This is a genomic window from Pseudoalteromonas sp. HL-AS1, assembly GCF_031198785.1.
GTDB lineage: Bacteria > Pseudomonadota > Gammaproteobacteria > Enterobacterales > Alteromonadaceae > Pseudoalteromonas > Pseudoalteromonas distincta.
The window spans coordinates 116,346-134,185 of the sequence record NZ_CP133569.1; the positions used below are offsets into that span (position 1 = coordinate 116,346).

A 17,840-nucleotide genomic window follows, 5' to 3' on the forward strand; every position below is an offset into this window, starting at 1 on the left:
ATTAGCTTTTTTTAAAGCTAATTCACTATTACTCTAACTGCCCACGCACAAACTTTAAATATTGCTCTAAGCTGCGTTGCCACAGATCTAGCGCTTCATCAAGCATATCGTTATGTGGCTTTTTATCGAGTAAACGGCGCTCTATTTTTTTAAGCTCAATACCATAGCGATTAAAACCAAGTTGCAGAGCGGTACTTGCTTGGCGATGTAAAAGCTTAATGCATTGCTCTGGTTGTTGGTCAATAAGCTTTTGACAGCGAATTAGCTTGTTGCGGGCTGAAAGCACAAATTCATTATAAATTGAAGACACTTCATCTTCACTAAATGAGCTGGTGAGTGTTTCGGCCGCTGTTTTGTCATACAAGGTATCAATAAGCTCTACTGCAATGCTCGCAGTTTGATTAGATTGAGAGTCACTAAGTGCTTGGCGAAGCTTTTCATGCTTAATAGGCTTGCCTACAATGTCTTTTATTCCTAATTCTAAATACTCTTTTACTTCGTCAGGGCTAAGGCTTGCAGTAAATGCGAGTACAGGCGTTCGTTGATTTTTATGATCAATGCGTTTTAGACGTTTAAGTACTTCTTGGCCTGTTAAATCAGGTAGGTTCATATCAAGCAAAACAACATCGAAGTGGTGAGCTTGCATGAGCTCTATGGCACTTTTCCCATCTTTTGCGAGCTTAATTTTGTGTTCATCGTCGGCCATGAATTCTATAGCAATTTTTTGATTTAAATCTAAATCTTCAACCAGTAATACATCAAGACCTGTTAAGTAATCTTTAGTTTGATGGCGCTGCTCTACAAGGCTTAATTCACCTAAAGTAAAAGTAACGGTAAAGCTAAATACACTACCAGTACCAAGCTGGCTGGCTATTTCGAGTCGGCTACTGAGCTTTTCAAGCAGGCGGCTAGTAATAGCTAAACCAAGGCCGGTTCCGCCTTTTTCTTTTCCTGCGCTACTTTGTACATAAGGTTCTGTTAAGTAGGCTATCTCGTCATTTTCTATACCTGGTCCTGAATCTTTGACACTAATTTTTATAGTGTGCTCAAGTTGTTTTTCTAATACTAAATCAACCTGAATTTTAACGGTTCCGTGATCTGTAAATTTAATAGCGTTACCGACTAAATTAATAATTATTTGTCTAAGTTTTTGTTGGTCGCAGTAATAACAGGCTTGCTCAGGAATATTATAGATAAGCTCAAATTTTAGCTGCTTTTGCTCGGCCATTGGGCTTAGTAATAAACATAAATTATTAAGCCATGTTTTAAATTCTACATCTTCTTCGTAAAGCGCTTCGTCACTTTGATCTAGGCTCGCGTAATCAAGGACCTTATCTACCAACAAGTTAAGTGATTCGGCAGAATTTATAATTGCCTCGCAATAGGCTTTATTGCGGGTATCACTTGTTTGGTTCATAACAAGTTGGGCGCTGCCTAAAATACCGTTTAGTGGGGTGCGAATTTCGTGGCTTATTGTTGATAAAAAGAGCCCGCGAATTTCTAAATCTTTTTGTGCTTTATCGGCGAGTTTATTGAGGTGCTGTTCTCTGCGCTCATTACATAATAACGCCATACCTGCAGCATAAAACATGGGCGCAATTACCCCATTTAAAAATAATAAAGAGCTAAACCAGCCGTTTACTAAAAGATTTTTTTGTTCAATGTTATCCATAAATAACGAGCGGCCGATAAAGCTCAAAGCAACAAGCGTTAAAATGGTTATGTATACAATGCTGCCATTAGGGTAGGGTTTGCGCGCGTACTTAATAAATATAAAGAGTAAAAAGCCGGCTTCTGCTATGTGTTGTATATCGGATGCAATCACTCTTTCGTGTAGAGATGGGTCAAAAAAGGTGTAATAGCCAAGCATTACAGTGCAAAAAGCGGTTACTGAGCAAAGTAATTTAAAACCAATGCCGTGATAATTTAAAAACTGACTGAGCGATAAACAATGCACTATTGATGCGGCAAACATCATGCTACTGGCAGCGCTAATAATTACTAAATTATGTGTATCACCAACAAGAGTAAAACCAATAACAGAGCCTAAAAGCAATATGGGATAGAAAATGTATAGCAGCGTGCCCGATATTTGTTTGTTCGTTCGCCATGTTAAAAAGTTAAGTAAGGTCATTACAACCATGATGGCGATGCTGGCAAAATAAAGAGTGAAAGAGTCGAGCATTAATATTCCAGCAAAGTAGTTTTAAACTAAGATTATTAAAAGTATACACTTATACCAATTATCAAAACAGATCACTTAGGCAAGCAAATTGGTATTAAATAAGTGTGTAACACATACAAAAACAGACACCTAAGTGTCTGTTTTTAATTTTAAACTAAATATATGATTAACGAATTTCATCAGGGATATTTTGTTGTGCCCAAGATAGGAGCTCAATACGGTTACGACATTTAGTTTTTCTAAATGCGCTATATAAATGTGTTTTAACTGTGTGTGGACTGATACTTAAATCTTCTGCGATTTCTTTATTCTTCGAACCTTTACTCATTAGTGAGATTATTGCTTTTTCTCGTTTAGTAAGTTTAACAGGCTCAATATCCCCTTCGGTTAGTTTATGCAGCGCATCTTTATTAAATTGCAGCATACGATTTAATGCATTACACATAATATCGCGACGGTACCAAAGCTGATCTTCAAGTAGTAAACGAATACCTTTCATTAATACATCGGCGTTATCTGTTGTGTAAAATACGCCACGAATACCGCTCAACAATGCACGATTAGCAAGCTCAGGGTTCTCGTCTAGATTAAATAATATGATATCGCATTTAATACGTAGGTTTACTAGTTGTTCTTTTAGTTTTCCCCATGCATCCTTGCTAGATGTTTCGATAAACAAAAGTCGAGTCCCTTCAGGTATATCTAAAATATTAGTACCCGTGGTTACGTCAAGGCCTTGCGTTTTTAACAAAGGTTCTAAAACGTTAATACCAATAGTGTTAATTGGCTCTTGATCTAATAACAAAAAGGCTGAACTGCTCATGTTTTTATACTCTTTTATAAAGCTGACTGTTTAAGTTTATCACGACTTCCGCACCTTTTGTATTAGAAAGTCGCTGAAGCACTCAATAACAAATACGATTTTATGATTATTTAAACATAAAATGTTGCAAATAAGTAACCATTTACTCTTTATAACCATGAAAAATCATAACGTTTGTAACTAATTGGTTGAGCAGAATAGTTAGATAAAAATATTTAATTAATTTACTTTTTTTACATTTTGGTAAGGTGGCCATCCCATTTCTTTACCGCCAAGCATATGTAAATGTATGTGATAAACGGTTTGTCCACCATGTTCATTACAGTTCATGACCACGCGGTATCCGTCCTCAGCAAAATTGTGCTGCTTAGCTAATTTTGCCGCAACAACGTATAAATTGCCTACTAAATGTGAGTTTTCAGGATTTATATCATTTATAGTAGCAATTGCTTTTTTGGGGATAATTAACACATGAAATGGCGCTTGTGGGTTTATATCTTTAAATGCGAGGGTGTCTTCATCTTCGTAGACAATGTCGGCCGGAATTTCACGATTAATTATTTTGGTAAAAATAGTCTCTTGGCTCATAGTGTGTTCCTAATTAAGTGTTATGAATTTTAAGCTCACTAATGACAAACTTTCAAAGCAGTGTCAAACTGAAATCAAATAAAGGAGTTAATATGCTTAAACCAATTTTAATAAGTAGTGCAGTTGCATTACTACTTAGTTTTTCGGCTAATGCTGAAAACATTCACTTTCCAGAAGAAATTGTACCACTACAAGTGGGTGATAAAATGCTAGAAAGCTCTTTGTTTAGCCGTATTGATGATGTAGAGCTTGCGCCAGGAACTTACCAGCTTAGGCTAAAATATACCGATTTATATGAAGATGATTATGACACGCATGAAGTTGTGGAGTCGGAACCATTTTGGGTAAGTGTAACTGTTGAAGCAGGTAAAGATTATACCTTAGTGTTTAATCGTGCTGAAAATGCAGTATCTGCAAAAGTATTTGCAGAAGCACCACAAGTTAGTTTAAAAGCAAAAAGTAGCGCTGTTGCTAAGCCTTTAAGTGTTATTTCTAACACGCAGCTAGCAAGCAATAAACCGGTAATGCAAAATACAATGCCTGCAGGACCTTCTCGTCCTAGTCAGCCAATAAAGCCGATAGCACCCATTACAGGTAAAGGCATGCCAAGTGCGCCGCAAATGCTTGATTTTTGGTGGCAACAAGCCACAACTGCAGAGCGTAAAGCTTTTTTAGAAAAAGTGACAAAGTAGAAAAATAGCAAAACAAAAGGGCCAAATTTGGCCCTTTTTAGTTTCTAGTTAACGCTATTTATTCAAATAATGCGTCAATAGTGCCTTGTGCAAGTGGGTGGTAACCCGGGCGTGCTTTTAAGTACACGCTTTGTGCCCACTCTTTTTTACCGTTAGTGATAAGGGATTTATATAACGGTACAATTAACTTACGACGGCCAATGCCTGATAAGTGCTTATCAAGTGCAGGGTAAATTGGTTGATAACCATTTCCTACTGCTAGCATAAACCAAGCAAACGCACGTTCAGCATTAGTTGACTGTGTTAGGTTAAATTCTGAGTCAAGCTCTACCATGTGCTCCTGGCTTAAATCACGTGGTAAGTTATTTAAAAAGTGTAGCCACTCATGCACAGACCAATCAGCTGTTGGCAGTTGAGCTGCAGTTGTGTCGCCTTTTAGCCATGCTGCTGTTGCAGTATCTACTTTATCAAATGCATCAGAAGTAGGGTTTGGCGCATCACTTGGTAATCCAGGTTCAAAAATCCATTCGTTTACTTTATCCATGCTTACAACATCAGGATACTTTTCAATTAAGTTAGCTTTTAAGTAAGTAACAAATTGCGCGGTAGTAAGTGATTTAAACGAAAACTCTTTAAAGTACGCTTTTACAAACGGGTCAAATTTATCGCGACCATATTTGTTTTCTAGGTAAATTAAAAATAATTGACCTTTAGTGTAAGGCACTGAACTGAATGCATCGTCTGGGTCGCGGCCGTTAAGTTTTAAATTAAGGCGTGTATCTGGTGCATCAATTGTTTTAAGTTGTGCGCGTAAAGACGCTGAATCAAGTGCTTGTTCCATAACCGCACGGTCACGGCCAAATACTTCTTCCATAATGCGGTTTTCAACGTACGAGGTAAAACCTTCGTTTAACCATAAATCTTCCCACGTTGCGTTAGTTACTAAGTTACCTGACCAAGAATGAGCAAGCTCATGAGCAATAAGGTTAACTAAGCTTTTATCACCGGCAACAACCGTTGGAGTAATAAATGATAAGCGTGGGTTTTCCATGCCACCAAACGGAAAACTTGGTGGTAGCATTAATAAGTCGTAGCGACTCCATGCATATTCGCCGTACATCGCGTTTGTTTTATCGATCATGGCTTGGGTGTCGTCAAATTCAGCAACTGAGGCATCTAAAATTGTCGGTTCAGCAAATATGCCTGTTTGATGCGACATTGCTTTAAATTCTAAGTTACCTGCGCCAATAGCAATTAGGTAAGGTGAAATTGCTTGTGGCATATCAAAAATGTAGTCGCCATCTTTATAAAGCGCATCTTTGTTGTCGGCACTCATTACAGCACGTATATCTTTTGGTGTATGAATTCGTGCAGAGTAAGTTACACGCATTGCGGGTGTATCTTGCACTGGGATCCAACTACGTGCATGAATTGCTTGCGATTGGCTGTACATAAATGGATGCGTTTTACTTGCCGTTTGCTCTGGTGTTAACCATTGCAGGCCTGAAGCTTCTGGACGACTGTTGTAATAAATACGAACTACTTCAGCTTGGTTTTTAAACACAATAGTAAGCTTTGAACCTTTAACGTCATCTCGCTTAGCTAAATCAAAAGTCGCTTTTTTCCAGTTGCCGCTTTGCTCTTTGTACATTACTTTATCAATGTCTAAGTCGCGGGTATCAAGTACGAGAGTTCTACTTTTGCTGTTGTTCCACTGAAGAATATGCTCTACAAAACCTTCTAACTGCTTGTCGGCAAAATCGACATCTAAATCAAGGTTTAAGTGAGTAGTAACAACATCATCAAGGTTAGCATACGAGTTTTGGTCAATCGCATTAGCCATTGCTTGCGAACACATACCCGCCATAGCGAGGCTTAAAAAAAGAGGTTTAATTTTCATCATTACTCTGAACACAAATAAAAAAGTGCTGGTTTTATATCACGATTGACACGGCGGGTTGAGTGATTTTTACAATCTAGTGCCACATTTGCGACGATGAGGTAAACTATTGCGATTAGTTACCGGTATTTTTAGAGAGCTTTGTGGCGCATTCATTACACTCCTTACATACATTCGCATTAAACAGCCAATGCCAAAATTTTGTTGAAATTACTCAGCTTGAGCAACTTAAAACGCAAAATTTTAGTGCCCCGTTTTGTTTGCTGGGCGAGGGCAGTAATACCGTATTTTTAAATGACTACATGGGTACGGTTATAAAAATAGCTTTAAAAGGTATTAAAATTACCGAGCGCGAGAGCGACACACTAATAAGTATTGCCGCAGGCGAAAACTGGCATCAACTAGTTAGCTATTTATTAGAGAAAAATATACCAGGGCTTGAAAATCTAGCACTTATACCGGGCACTGTTGGCGCATCGCCGGTACAAAACATTGGTGCTTATGGCGTTGAGATAGCTAAATTTGTTGAGTTGGTAGAGTACTTTGATATAACCACTAACACTATGCATTCATTAAATAACGAGCAATGTGAATTTGCTTACAGAGATTCAATATTTAAACATGCCCTTAAAAATAAAGCGGTGATCACGCAAGTACACTTAGCGCTCCCAAAAAAATGGCAACCAGCATTAAGTTATGGCCCTTTGCAGCAGCTCTCAAGCATCACCCCGCAAGCTGTATTCGATCAGGTTATAAAAACGCGTGATAGCAAATTACCTAACCCATATACACTTGCCAATGCGGGCAGCTTTTTTAAAAACCCTATAATAACCAACCAGCAGTTAGCTGAACTATTAAAGCAATTTGCCGATTTACCTCATTACGAATATGGGCAAAGTCATCACAAGGTCGCGGCAGGTTGGTTAATCGATCAAAGTGGTTTAAAAGGGCACCGCGAGGCAGGTATAGAAGTGCATCAACACCAAGCTCTAGTACTTGTTAATCACGGAAATAGTGAAGGCAGCGACCTAATAAAAATGATTAAACACATTCAGCAAGTTGTTTATACGCGTTACAACATTATGTTAGAGCACGAAGTACGTTTAATGGATGCACGCAGCGAATGCCATATTAACGCGGAGCCTAAGTAATGAAAGCACCTGATGGAAACAAACTCGCTATTTTAAATGCACTCAACCAAGGAGGGTTTGTATCTGGTCAAGCCTTGGGTGAAAAGCTAGGTATTAGCCGAGCTGCGGTAAGTAAACATATTAAAACGTTACAAGAAATGGGCTTGGATATTTTTAAAGTGACTGGCAAAGGCTATTGTTTGAATAGTCAGGTGGGCCTTTTAAATAAAACGCAAATTGATCAGCACTACAAAGCGCTAGGTGCAAATACTGCCGATGTAGAAGTACACCCTATTATTGATTCGACTAACAGCGAGCTTATGCGCCGTATACAGGCCAAAACAGCGCTTGAGTCTGGCACTGTTATTGTTGCTGAAATGCAGCAAGCAGGACGTGGTAGACGCGGCCGTGTTTGGCAGTCCCCATTTGGCGCTAATCTGTATTACAGTTATTTTTGGCGTTTAGATGACGGCTTACAAGCTGCAATGGGCGTATCAATTGCAGTAGGTCTTGCTGTTTATGATGCTATTAAAGCGTTATACCAAGTTGACGTAGAACTTAAGTGGCCTAACGATATTTATATAAATAAGCAAAAACTTGCAGGTGTATTGGTTGAATTAGATGGACAACCGCAAGGACCTTGTCAGTTAGTGATTGGTATCGGTATTAATTTACAAATGCCTGAGAGCTTTAGTCAGCATATAGACCAAGCGTGGACCGACTTAAATCAACATACTCAAAAGCTCGATAAAAACCAACTTGTGGCTTCTCTTACTCACCATTTAGAGCAGCGTTTAGCGCAGTATCGTCAAACGGGTTTGCAAGCCATGTATGAGCAATGGAATTCGCTCAATGCGTTTGCTGGTGAATATGTTGAACTAAATACAGGACACCGAAGTTGGCGTGGAATATGTGAAGGTATTGACGCACAAGGTGGAATACGAATTCGCCAAGACGGGGAAGTAAAAAGTTATTACGGCGGGGAAATCTCCCTTAGAAAGGCGCAATTATGAGATTATTGATCGACGTAGGAAATACATCATTAAAAGCTGTATTGTGGCATAACGAGCAAGCACAACCGGCAGATATAAATAACCTGCCTTGGTTACAAATAACCGAAGTGATTTATGCATGTGTAGGGCGCAGTGATTTACTAAACAATATTCTCGCGCAAGCGGCTAGCAATAATATTATTTGTTTTGAAGCCAAGGTAACCAAAACGCTTGGAGATCTTGTATGCGCTTACGAGCATGTAGCTAACTTAGGCATAGACAGGTGGCTTGCGCTTATTGCTGGATTTACGTTATATCCAAACACAGCATGCATTGTTGTTGATGCGGGTACTGCGACAACAATTGATGTGCTTAGTAGTGAAGGGTTGCATTTAGGTGGCTGGATTTTACCTGGGCTTGATTTAATGACCTCATCACTTACACAAAATACTCAACGTGTTTTTGATGATGGTAAAACTCCATTTACCAATGAACTGGGTAAAAATACGCCTAATGGTTTAAAAAATGGTGCTTTAGTGGCAACCATTGGAGCAATTGAGCAAGCTAAGTTGCACTTAATGGATAAAAAAACAGAGAAAAAAGTACAATTAATTTTTGCTGGTGGCTATGGCTTGCTTTTACAACAGCAATTTGAGGGAAGTATTTTTGATTCATTACTCGTAATGAAGGGGTTAAATTACTGGCACCAGCTAAGCAAAACAACATAAAAAAGTGCAAAAAAACGTGTTTTCGCGTGAATATTGAGCATTTAAACTAAAAATTTACACTTTTTTTAATTTTATAGTTGCATCCCAATAAACCTTACTCTAATATCTCGCCCCGTACTAAAGCAGTGCCGACTTAGCTCAGCTGGTAGAGCAACTGACTTGTAATCAGTAGGTCAACCGTTCGACTCGGTTAGTCGGCACCACTTTCCTTTTACCGGAAGTGAATTAGTAGAGAATTATCGTGGAGGGGTTCCCGAGCGGCCAAAGGGATCAGACTGTAAATCTGACGGCTCAGCCTTCGCTGGTTCGAATCCAGCTCCCTCCACCACTTTATTCTTGACGGTTAGAGGTAGTTTAAGAACAGATTTTTATGCGGGCATCGTATAATGGCTATTACCTCAGCCTTCCAAGCTGATGATGCGGGTTCGATTCCCGCTGCCCGCTCCAGTTCTTGTGTTGCTGATATAGCTCAGTTGGTAGAGCGCACCCTTGGTAAGGGTGAGGTCGGCAGTTCGACTCTGCCTATCAGCACCAGTCCTAAGAATCTCCTTGATTACTTCCTTTATCTGTCAGAAAATACTATTTGAAAAAGATTAACTTAATCTACCTTTGGTGGATTATTTTCATATGTAATTTAGATACACAAAACTGATAGGTTCCGTCATGGCAAAAGAAAAGTTTGAACGCGTAAAACCGCACGTAAACGTTGGTACAATCGGCCACGTTGACCACGGTAAAACTACACTAACTGCAGCAATCACTAACGTACTTGCAAAAGTATACGGCGGTGTTGCTAAAGATTTCGCATCAATCGATAACGCTCCAGAAGAGCGCGAACGTGGTATCACTATTTCAACGTCTCACGTTGAATACGATACACCTACACGTCACTACGCACACGTAGATTGTCCTGGTCACGCCGATTATGTTAAAAACATGATCACTGGTGCTGCTCAAATGGACGGCGCGATCTTAGTAGTTGCTGCGACAGATGGCCCTATGCCACAAACGCGTGAGCACATCCTTCTTTCTCGTCAGGTTGGCGTTCCTTACATCATCGTATTCATGAACAAATGTGACATGGTTGATGACGAAGAGCTACTTGAACTAGTAGAAATGGAAGTTCGTGAACTTCTTTCTGAATACGATTTCCCAGGTGATGACTTACCTCTAATCGCTGGTTCTGCGCTTAAAGCGTTAGAAGGCGAGAAAGAGTGGGAAGATAAGATTGTTGAGCTTGCAAACGCACTTGACTCTTACATCCCAGAGCCAGAGCGTGACATCGATAAGCCATTCATCATGCCTATCGAAGACGTTTTCTCAATCCAGGGTCGTGGTACTGTTGTAACTGGTCGTGTTGAAGCTGGTATCATCCGCATCAATGACGAAGTAGAAATTGTTGGTATCAATGATACAACTCGTTCTACTTGTACTGGTGTTGAAATGTTCCGTAAGCTTCTTGACGAAGGTCGTGCTGGTGAGAACATTGGTGCACTTCTACGTGGTACTAAGCGTGAAGACGTTGAACGTGGTCAAGTACTAGCTAAGCATGGTTCAATCAACCCACACACAACATTCACTTCAGAAGTATACGTACTTTCTAAAGATGAAGGTGGTCGTCATACTCCATTCTTCAAAGGTTACCGTCCACAGTTCTACTTCCGTACAACTGACGTAACAGGTGACGTACAGTTACCAGAAGGCGTAGAAATGGTAATGCCTGGTGATAACATCAAGATGACAGTAACTCTAATCGCGCCAATCGCGATGGACGAAGGTCTTCGTTTCGCTATCCGTGAAGGTGGCCGTACTGTTGGTGCTGGTGTTGTTGCAACTATCGTTGAGTAATCAACTGTTGTAATGCATTAAGCATTAAAAAAACCCGAGCTTAGTCTCGGGTTTTTTAATGCCTGTAATTTATGTAATGTGAAGGTGGCTCTCTTACCTTAGGCATCGGTGCTTTGTAGCAACTATCGTTGAGTAATCAACTGTTGTAATGCATTAAGCATTAAAAGTATTAATGTTATCGCTGTAACAGAGTAGGAGCATGAACTTAATCAGTTAGTAACCAGCATTCTTACGTAACTCATCAAGCATATCTTGGTTACCCATCATTTCGTCAAGCGTTGTCCTGACTGCATTGTCAGAACTATTGTTATAAACTGAAAGTAGATGCTGCGCCATTTGCTTCGTATAACCATCTTGTTTATTTTGAGCTTGGTAGTATTGCGCCATCAACCCTTGTGCAGCTAAGCGACGGATATAATCATTCGTGTCTTGCTCTAACAAGTTTGTAAATTGCTCTGCAAGGCGGTAATCAAGTACCGGTGTTTGAGTTGTTAACTCAACAGCTTGAATTTTAAATTTTTCGTCACTACTGTTGTTCGCTAAATTTAAAATGTTACCTACTACTTCATAGTCATACTCAGGCATACTCGATTTATTCAAGATAAACATATTCATTTGCAGTTGGCTCAGTGCAGCTAACCTATTTAAATCAGAGATGCTTGGATCTAAAGTTTGCTCTCTTAATTGAGAGTTTATTTGTTTAGCATAATCAGGTTCTGATTTGATCCTTAAATCATAGTCTTCTGGTAAGTCTGCATAAAAGCTATAAAGAGGATTTTGCTCACGTCGTTTTTCATCTTCTTGCTGCTGTTTTTCCTCTAGTACGTCAAGAACAAGTTCCTTAAATTCGTCGGTATCTTGTTCTTGATAAGAGCCATTAGCGTGCAGTGTTAAGTTTGCTACTTTGCGTTGTAGCGAACTTACTTTCTTGCTTAGTTCGTCAATTAAGGCTTCATTTGATTGCTGATATTCTGCAGGAGTACTAATAGAAACTGTGGGGCTTAGCTGTTGCTGCTTGGGTTTATTAAGCGAACTGGACTGATCTTTAAAAAATGTTCCGTAGCATGAAATTACCAAGGCAAGTGTTGCTATAGTAATCGCAATAGTTCCTTTGTTTATAGTCATAAAATAATCTGCCTCTAAAATGGGTAATTTATCTGTTTTCGAAATATAAGTCTGTTAAAAAATGTGTTAAATGAGGATGAAATATACGGGTTAATTAAGAAGGCGGGGCGTGAGTGGCGAAATACGGTGTTTAAATTGGCTATAAGCGCTAGACCTAAGCCTAGCGCGTAAAGCTTAATGCGATTTTGCGTATTGCTCAGCTTGTTTCCACACTCTTAGTGTATTGCCGCTTAAAATCTTTTTAATATCGGTGTCGCTGTAACCTCTGTCTATCAAACCTTGAACTAGATTTGGGTAGCTAGATACATCTTTTAAGCCGATAGGTAATGAATCGCCAACTCCATCATAATCAGAGCCAATACCTACATAACCAATACCAATTAGCTCAACTACGTGATCAATATGGTCAAGTACTTGCTCAAGACTTGCAAATGGATACGGATTTTTAGCACGGTACGCAGCATCAAAATCTTTACTTAACTTAGTACCTTCTTTTTTAGCTGACTCTTTTGTACTTTTTAATTGCTTGCCCCAGCTACCTGCTTTAGCGGTAACAAAGCTTGAGCCAAAATTGATTTGAATAACACCGCCATTTTCTTTCAGCGCTAATAGCATATCGTCATTCATATTACGCTCAAAGCCAGGCGTGTATTTACGAAGTGATGAATGAGAGGCAATTACTGGCGTTTTAGAGAGCTCCATAACCTGATAAAACGCATCATCAGAAATATGCGATACGTCAATTAGCATGCCTATATTATTCATTTCAGTGACAAGCTTTTTACCAAATGGGCTTAAGCCTTTCCATTTACGGCGTATATCGTAAGACGAATCCGAAATATGGTTGCTTTGCGAGTGCGCTAGCGTGATGTAACGAATGCCACGGTCGTAAAAGTGCTGAAGGTTTTTCATATCACCTTCGATTGGAGAGCCATTTTCCATACCCATGGCTATAGACAGCTTACCTTGTTTAAATTGCTCTTCAATATCAGAGCTTGAGTTAGCAATAGCAAACTTATTGGGTGCGCGCTGGACTATGGCTTCCATACTATCAATCATTTGATTGGCTAGCTGGTAGCTTTTTCCTTTACCCTCAAACTCTAAATGCGCAGGAATATAAATCGACATAAACGGTGCGTTTAAACCGCCTTTTACAGCGCGAGGATAGTCGAAATCGCCATCACTAGTTGCTTTGGTTACATCAACCCAGCTTTCGTGAATTCGATAAGGTACGTCAATATGGGTATCAATTAAAATGGTATCTTTAGCGAGTTTAATTGCCTTATCAGATGCTGTTATTGTTTGTTCTGCTTGGGCTTGGCTAGTTAAAGCTAGTGATATGGCTACCACTAGAGTGCTGAGTTTTATCATGTTTTGGCTCTTTGGGTAAAAAGCCATTGTGTACGTTCAATTCAAAAGTTACAAGTACTACGCCCTAATCAAACGACTGTGCTTGATGCTCTTCACTTTGCAGCGCTTTAAATTCACCTTTTGAAATTATAGTTACAGACTCGTGTAATTCTGAGAAAAACACCATCGCTTCGCCATTTTTAAGCTGCAGCTTTACTTGGCTTACTTTAGATTCGATGCTTGCCTCTACTTCACCATAATCGGTACCTTCGCGTAATACGTAGCTTTCGATTAAGTTATAAAGAGTGTCTTGATCGAGTTGTTCAAAAGGGATAATCATTAATACTTGTTACTCGCTTTATTTGATACGTGCTGGCTAAAATAATGAGGGACGGCTTTTTCTAACCAAAATATAGGTTTAAACGGATTTTTACCGCTAATAAAACCAACATGCCCGCCCTTGTCAGAGATGCGCAGCGTAACATGCTCATTTACGTCTTGCCTACTCGGTACGGCTTTAATTGAGAGCATAGGGTCGTCTTTGGAATGAATAATAAGTGTGGGTACAGCGATATCTTTCAAATACGGCATAGCACTGGCTTTACGGTAGTAATCGTGTGCGTTTTCAAAACCATGTAGAGGGGCTGTTAACTGATTATCAAACTCTAATAAATCGTCAATTTTCATTAACTGTTTTGGCGTTAATGAAATTTGCTGCTTAATTTGTGGCAGCTTTCGCTGCATTGATTTTTTCATCCGATCGAGCAGATATTTTTGGTAAATTTTACCTAAGCTTTTACGAATAACATCGCTCGATGACGACAAATCATAAGGAGCAGATACCACCGCTGCTGCACTTAATGGGCATTTTTCGCGTTCTTCACCTAAGTATTTGGCAAGTACATTACCGCCCAATGAAAAACCAACAGCGACCATAGTGCGCTTAGGAAATTGCAGCTTTAAGTGATTTATAAAAAAAGCTAAATCGGCGGTGTCACCGCTGTGATAAGCACGTGGTAGGCGATTTACTTCGGTTGAGCAATTTCTAAAGTGCATAAGCACAACTGCATAACCTTGTTTTTTTAATGCCTTCATCATGCCTTTGGCATAAAAGCTATTTATATTGCCCTCAAGGCCATGCAAAACAACAGCAAGTGGTGCGGTTTCATTATGTGGAAGTGACCATGCAAGCTCAATAAAGTCACCATCAGGTGTATCAAGTTGCTCAAGTTCGTAGGACGTATTGTGAAATGGGCGGAAAAAACGCGGCATTATGGTCTGAACGTGACGATTGGTCATCCACCATGCTGGTTTGAACTGAGAGATCATGTTTGTACTACGCACTTTGTATTAAACGAAAAGCTAGTGTATCAAATTTTTCGCTTCAGAAAATAAAAAGCGCCTAACTAGTAAACTAATAAGGCGCTTTAGTGCGTCGTGCTTAATTTTGTTCGGGAATTTCTGCGTCATGTATTTTTTTCAAAAAGAAAAAAGCAAAAAAGATACACAAAGAAACAACGATGGTTAAAAACCCAAAAGACATAAATAAAACTGGATCTGTAAAAAAGTCTCTAAAGAATACGTTCATGAGTTGCTCCCCTCGTTGTTGATGGGTTAATCATAGGCGGTGTTTGCAGGTCGCAACGTGATCGAGATCAAGTTATTTTTCTAAGCAGCTGTAGGAGTGACGCTAAGTTGATTTAGATCATGTTTTAAGGGTTGGTAAGTTATTATCACTGAGAGCTAAGAGAGTTTTCTCTTAAAATAGTGAGCTGATCGTAACTCATTTTTTTTCACTTTATCTAAAAGCGAAACGCTTTAACCTTTTTGTGAATAAAGTACTTAAAGACCTTTTGCACAAAGAGAAAAGAATGAGAAGTAAATGAGGGTAGAGCAACAAACTGCTCAATATTTATATCTAAGTAATTTAGTTTGTTTTCCTCTAAAAGCGAAGCGCCTCTTAACCTCTTTGTGAGTAAATTACTTGAAGGTTTTTTTGCACAAAGAAAATAAGAAGTGGAGGAGGGTATAAAAACTAATACCCTAAGTAGCTTTCACATATAGCTCAATGTTGTTTGGCTCAGAAAGCTTAACTAATTCATGCTCATTTACTGTTTCAATCAACATATGTTGCTGTTGTTTTTCAAGCTTTAGCTCAGCGCTTAGTAACTCTGCGCGTATTGTGGCGTAATCACTTATCGCATTCTGGTTAGCTTTTAAATAGCTTCGAGCGGCGCGCAGAGGTTGTAATGCATAAGTATCAAAGTCACTAGTTACGTTTATTAACTCGTTTAGCTGTTGGGTATTAATACTTAAATTTAATGAGTCTAAATAAAGCAGTAATAAGCATAAATTAACATTTTTTCCTTGCTGGTTTTGTAGTGCCAGCAAGGTTGTTTGTTGCTCTGGCTTTGCGTACAAAGTGCACGCAAATTGCCAAAAATGGTCGCTATTGAGCAAGTTCATCGGCGAATGCCTGCTCATTTTCTTCCATTTCTTCAAGTGCCATAAGTAACTCTTCTTCAACGTCGTTAAGTTTAGGCGTAAGGGTTGCTTGCTTGGCTAATAACTCTTTAAGCTTGGCTTTGTTGTCGTCGTTGTAGAGTTCGTTATCACCTAAGGTCACTTCAACTTCACTTAACTCGGCGGTGAATTTATCGAGTTGCTTTTCAAGCTTTTCAATTTGCTTTTTAAGTGGTTGAGTGGCCTTTCTAAACTCAGCCTCTAAGCGTTTTTGCTCTTTACGGTTAACACCCGGATTTGCTTTAGGCTCGTCGCTTTGCTGCGCTTTAACCGCTTCTTTATTGGCATTAAGTAACCACTGGTAATACGCATCTAAGTCGTAACCAAACTGGGTTACTTTGCCGTCATCTACTAAGTAAAACTCATCGGCGGTATTTTTAAGCATGTGGCGGTCGTGTGATACGGTAACCATAGCGCCTTCAAAGCCTTGCAGTGCCATAACAAGTGCATGGCGCATTTCTAAATCAAGGTGGTTAGTTGGCTCATCGAGAAGCAGCAGGTTTGGCTTTTGATATACCAACATGGCAAGTACTAAACGTGCTTTTTCGCCGCCCGAAAAAGGGGCTACAGGCTCAAGTGCTTTATCGCCAATAAAGGCGAAACCACCTAAAAAGTCACGTAGTGATTGCTCAGTGGCTTTTGGGTCGAGGCGTTGTAAGTGCATTATTGCACTGGCTTTTAAATCAAGAGATTCAAGTTGATGCTGCGCAAAGTAACCAATATTTAATCCGTGATGCTGAACAACTTCGCCCGCTTGCGGCTCTAAATCACCAGAAAGCAGTTTAATTAACGTTGATTTACCTGCGCCATTTCGACCTAATAAAGCAATTCGGCTACCTGGTACAAGGTTTAGCTCTATATTATTTAAAATAGTGACGTCACCATAACCCGCTTTGGCTTTATCTATTGTCATTAGTGGGTTTGGTAATGCTTTTGGCTCTGCAAACTCAAAGTTAAATGGCGAGTCGGCATGTGCCGGCGCTAGTTTTTCCATGCGTTCAAGCGCTTTCACACGGCTTTGTGCTTGTTTAGCTTTACTGGCTTTTGCTTTAAAGCGCGTTATAAACTGCTCAAGGTGAGCAATTTGATCTTGTTGCTTATCAAACATTGCTTGTTGTTGTAGTAAGCGCTCAGCTTTTTGGCGCTCAAACTGCGAGTAGTTACCTTTGTACACGTTAATAAGTTGCTTATCTACATGCCAAATTTGATCAACCACCGCATCTAAAAACTCACGGTCATGCGATATAAGTACAAGGGTGCCGGTATAAGCACGCAAAAAGCGTTCAAGCCAATAAACGGCATCTAAATCAAGGTGGTTTGTTGGCTCATCGAGTAATAGTAAATCGGCGTCGCGTATTAATGCTTGGGCAAGGTTTAAACGCATACGCCAACCACCCGAAAACGAGCTTACAGGATTTTCTATAAGGTTATTGGCAAAGCCTAAGCCGTGTAATAGCTCACCTGCGGTTGATTCAATGCTATAGCCTTTAATGTTTTCAAGCTGAATATGTACTTTAGCTTGTGTGTCGCCATCGTTGTTTTTCTCGGCCTCACGCAGTGCTATACGCATTTCGTAGTATTCTGGGTGGCCTTGAAGTACATAATCAATCGCGCTTATTTCAAGGGCAGGTGTCTCTTGCTTAACAGAGGCGATAGACCAATCTTTTGGAATGCTGCAGTTACCGGCATCTAGTTGTAGTTCTGATTTTAGTAAACCAAATAACGTTGATTTTCCACAGCCATTAGCGCCAACAAGGCCTACTTTGTGTTCTGGAAATAACGTAGCTGATGCGTTTTTTAATAAGGCTTTACCGCCACGAAGTAGTTCTATTTCTGAGATTTGGATCATGAATGTGTTACTTTGCTGTGCCCTTGTTAAGTTGGCGCTATCATAACATAGAACTTAATGCTCTTATCAAGCGTATCAACAAGTGAAGTTATACGATAAAATGACAG

Annotated in this window: 15 protein-coding genes and 4 tRNA genes; 9 read left to right on the forward strand and 10 right to left on the reverse strand. The window is 39.6% G+C overall.

The window, feature by feature from the left end; genetic code table 11:
- Nucleotides 1-28: 28 nt before the first annotated feature.
- The 3 genes from RB214_RS00575 to RB214_RS00585 all read right to left on the reverse strand — a co-directional run bounded on the left by RB214_RS00575 (nucleotide 29) and on the right by RB214_RS00585 (nucleotide 3,596).
- On the reverse strand, nucleotides 29-2,185 hold the full coding sequence (locus RB214_RS00575) for a response regulator (protein WP_024606307.1): 2,157 nt from the start codon (nucleotides 2,183-2,185) through the stop codon (nucleotides 29-31).
- Nucleotides 2,186-2,351: 166 nt separating this feature from the next.
- Nucleotides 2,352-3,008, reverse strand: coding sequence for a response regulator transcription factor (locus RB214_RS00580; RefSeq protein WP_004334929.1), 657 nt, complete (start codon nucleotides 3,006-3,008; stop codon nucleotides 2,352-2,354).
- 219 nt (nucleotides 3,009-3,227) lie between these two features.
- On the reverse strand, nucleotides 3,228-3,596 hold the full coding sequence (locus tag RB214_RS00585; RefSeq protein WP_004334923.1) for a histidine triad nucleotide-binding protein: 369 nt from the start codon (nucleotides 3,594-3,596) through the stop codon (nucleotides 3,228-3,230).
- Nucleotides 3,597-3,688: 92 nt separating this feature from the next.
- On the opposite strand from RB214_RS00585, the gene RB214_RS00590 reads away from it, so the two are divergent.
- Nucleotides 3,689-4,288: a DUF2057 domain-containing protein gene (locus RB214_RS00590; protein WP_004334921.1), complete on the forward strand. Its 600-nt coding sequence runs from the start codon at nucleotides 3,689-3,691 to the stop codon at nucleotides 4,286-4,288.
- Nucleotides 4,289-4,346: 58 nt separating this feature from the next.
- On the opposite strand, the gene RB214_RS00595 is transcribed toward RB214_RS00590, so the two are convergent.
- Nucleotides 4,347-6,188 (reverse strand): M1 family metallopeptidase, encoded by a 1,842-nt coding sequence (locus RB214_RS00595; RefSeq protein ID WP_309168932.1) that lies wholly within the window; start codon nucleotides 6,186-6,188, stop codon nucleotides 4,347-4,349.
- Between the two features lie 143 nt (nucleotides 6,189-6,331).
- Here RB214_RS00595 and murB point away from each other — a divergent pair, with 143 nt between their 5' ends.
- From murB to tuf, 8 genes are all read left to right on the forward strand, one after another.
- Nucleotides 6,332-7,339: a UDP-N-acetylmuramate dehydrogenase gene (murB, locus tag RB214_RS00600; RefSeq protein ID WP_182725058.1), complete on the forward strand. Its 1,008-nt coding sequence runs from the start codon at nucleotides 6,332-6,334 to the stop codon at nucleotides 7,337-7,339.
- Nucleotides 7,339-8,331 (forward strand): bifunctional biotin--[acetyl-CoA-carboxylase] ligase/biotin operon repressor BirA, encoded by a 993-nt coding sequence (birA, locus tag RB214_RS00605; RefSeq protein ID WP_309167931.1) that lies wholly within the window; start codon nucleotides 7,339-7,341, stop codon nucleotides 8,329-8,331. Before murB ends, birA begins: the two co-directional genes overlap by 1 nt.
- The gene (locus tag RB214_RS00610; protein ID WP_197099251.1) at nucleotides 8,328-9,038 is read left to right on the forward strand and encodes a type III pantothenate kinase; all 711 of its coding nucleotides are present in this window, start codon (nucleotides 8,328-8,330) and stop codon (nucleotides 9,036-9,038) included. Before birA ends, RB214_RS00610 begins: the two co-directional genes overlap by 4 nt.
- 127 nt (nucleotides 9,039-9,165) lie before the next feature.
- Nucleotides 9,166-9,241 (forward strand) — tRNA-Thr (locus tag RB214_RS00615).
- A gap of 40 nt (nucleotides 9,242-9,281) precedes the next feature.
- A tRNA-Tyr gene (locus tag RB214_RS00620) sits at nucleotides 9,282-9,366 on the forward strand.
- Nucleotides 9,367-9,410: 44 nt separating this feature from the next.
- A tRNA-Gly gene (locus tag RB214_RS00625) sits at nucleotides 9,411-9,485 on the forward strand.
- A gap of 11 nt (nucleotides 9,486-9,496) precedes the next feature.
- Nucleotides 9,497-9,572, forward strand: a tRNA-Thr gene (locus tag RB214_RS00630).
- Nucleotides 9,573-9,701: 129 nt separating this feature from the next.
- Nucleotides 9,702-10,886 (forward strand): elongation factor Tu, encoded by a 1,185-nt coding sequence (gene tuf / locus RB214_RS00635; RefSeq protein WP_309167932.1) that lies wholly within the window; start codon nucleotides 9,702-9,704, stop codon nucleotides 10,884-10,886.
- Nucleotides 10,887-11,099: 213 nt separating this feature from the next.
- Here the strand turns inward: tuf and RB214_RS00640 are convergent, their stop codons facing one another.
- The 6 genes from RB214_RS00640 to RB214_RS00665 form a co-directional block, all read right to left on the reverse strand.
- Complete coding sequence (locus tag RB214_RS00640) at nucleotides 11,100-12,011, reverse strand: hypothetical protein (protein WP_165744994.1); 912 nt, start codon at nucleotides 12,009-12,011, stop codon at nucleotides 11,100-11,102.
- 174 nt (nucleotides 12,012-12,185) lie between these two features.
- The gene (locus RB214_RS00645) at nucleotides 12,186-13,382 is read right to left on the reverse strand and encodes a dipeptidase (protein WP_309167933.1); all 1,197 of its coding nucleotides are present in this window, start codon (nucleotides 13,380-13,382) and stop codon (nucleotides 12,186-12,188) included.
- Between the two features lie 64 nt (nucleotides 13,383-13,446).
- Nucleotides 13,447-13,701, reverse strand: a complete 255-nt coding sequence (locus RB214_RS00650; RefSeq protein ID WP_004335925.1) for a YheU family protein — start codon at nucleotides 13,699-13,701, stop codon at nucleotides 13,447-13,449.
- Nucleotides 13,701-14,690 (reverse strand): hydrolase, encoded by a 990-nt coding sequence (locus tag RB214_RS00655; RefSeq protein WP_309167934.1) that lies wholly within the window; start codon nucleotides 14,688-14,690, stop codon nucleotides 13,701-13,703. Before RB214_RS00655 ends, RB214_RS00650 begins: the two co-directional genes overlap by 1 nt.
- 714 nt (nucleotides 14,691-15,404) lie before the next feature.
- Nucleotides 15,405-15,827, reverse strand: a complete 423-nt coding sequence (locus RB214_RS00660) for a TIGR02444 family protein (RefSeq protein WP_309167935.1) — start codon at nucleotides 15,825-15,827, stop codon at nucleotides 15,405-15,407.
- On the reverse strand, nucleotides 15,811-17,733 hold the full coding sequence (locus tag RB214_RS00665; protein WP_309167936.1) for an ATP-binding cassette domain-containing protein: 1,923 nt from the start codon (nucleotides 17,731-17,733) through the stop codon (nucleotides 15,811-15,813). Before RB214_RS00665 ends, RB214_RS00660 begins: the two co-directional genes overlap by 17 nt.
- Nucleotides 17,734-17,840 lie beyond the last annotated feature (107 nt).

Coding starts and splice junctions, on each gene's coding strand:
- RB214_RS00575 (WP_024606307.1), bottom strand. CDS start 2,185: ATGCTCGACTCTTTCACTCTTTATTTTGCCAGCATCGCCATCATGGTT.
- RB214_RS00580 (WP_004334929.1), bottom strand. CDS start 3,008: ATGAGCAGTTCAGCCTTTTTGTTATTAGATCAAGAGCCAATTAACACT.
- RB214_RS00585 (WP_004334923.1), bottom strand. CDS start 3,596: ATGAGCCAAGAGACTATTTTTACCAAAATAATTAATCGTGAAATTCCG.
- RB214_RS00590 (WP_004334921.1), top strand. CDS start 3,689: ATGCTTAAACCAATTTTAATAAGTAGTGCAGTTGCATTACTACTTAGT.
- RB214_RS00595 (WP_309168932.1), bottom strand. CDS start 6,188: ATGAAAATTAAACCTCTTTTTTTAAGCCTCGCTATGGCGGGTATGTGT.
- birA (WP_309167931.1), top strand. CDS start 7,339: ATGAAAGCACCTGATGGAAACAAACTCGCTATTTTAAATGCACTCAAC.
- RB214_RS00610 (WP_197099251.1), top strand. CDS start 8,328: ATGAGATTATTGATCGACGTAGGAAATACATCATTAAAAGCTGTATTG.
- tuf (WP_309167932.1), top strand. CDS start 9,702: ATGGCAAAAGAAAAGTTTGAACGCGTAAAACCGCACGTAAACGTTGGT.
- RB214_RS00640 (WP_165744994.1), bottom strand. CDS start 12,011: ATGACTATAAACAAAGGAACTATTGCGATTACTATAGCAACACTTGCC.
- RB214_RS00645 (WP_309167933.1), bottom strand. CDS start 13,382: ATGATAAAACTCAGCACTCTAGTGGTAGCCATATCACTAGCTTTAACT.
- RB214_RS00650 (WP_004335925.1), bottom strand. CDS start 13,701: ATGATTATCCCTTTTGAACAACTCGATCAAGACACTCTTTATAACTTA.
- RB214_RS00655 (WP_309167934.1), bottom strand. CDS start 14,690: ATGATCTCTCAGTTCAAACCAGCATGGTGGATGACCAATCGTCACGTT.
- RB214_RS00660 (WP_309167935.1), bottom strand. CDS start 15,827: ATGAACTTGCTCAATAGCGACCATTTTTGGCAATTTGCGTGCACTTTG.
- RB214_RS00665 (WP_309167936.1), bottom strand. CDS start 17,733: ATGATCCAAATCTCAGAAATAGAACTACTTCGTGGCGGTAAAGCCTTA.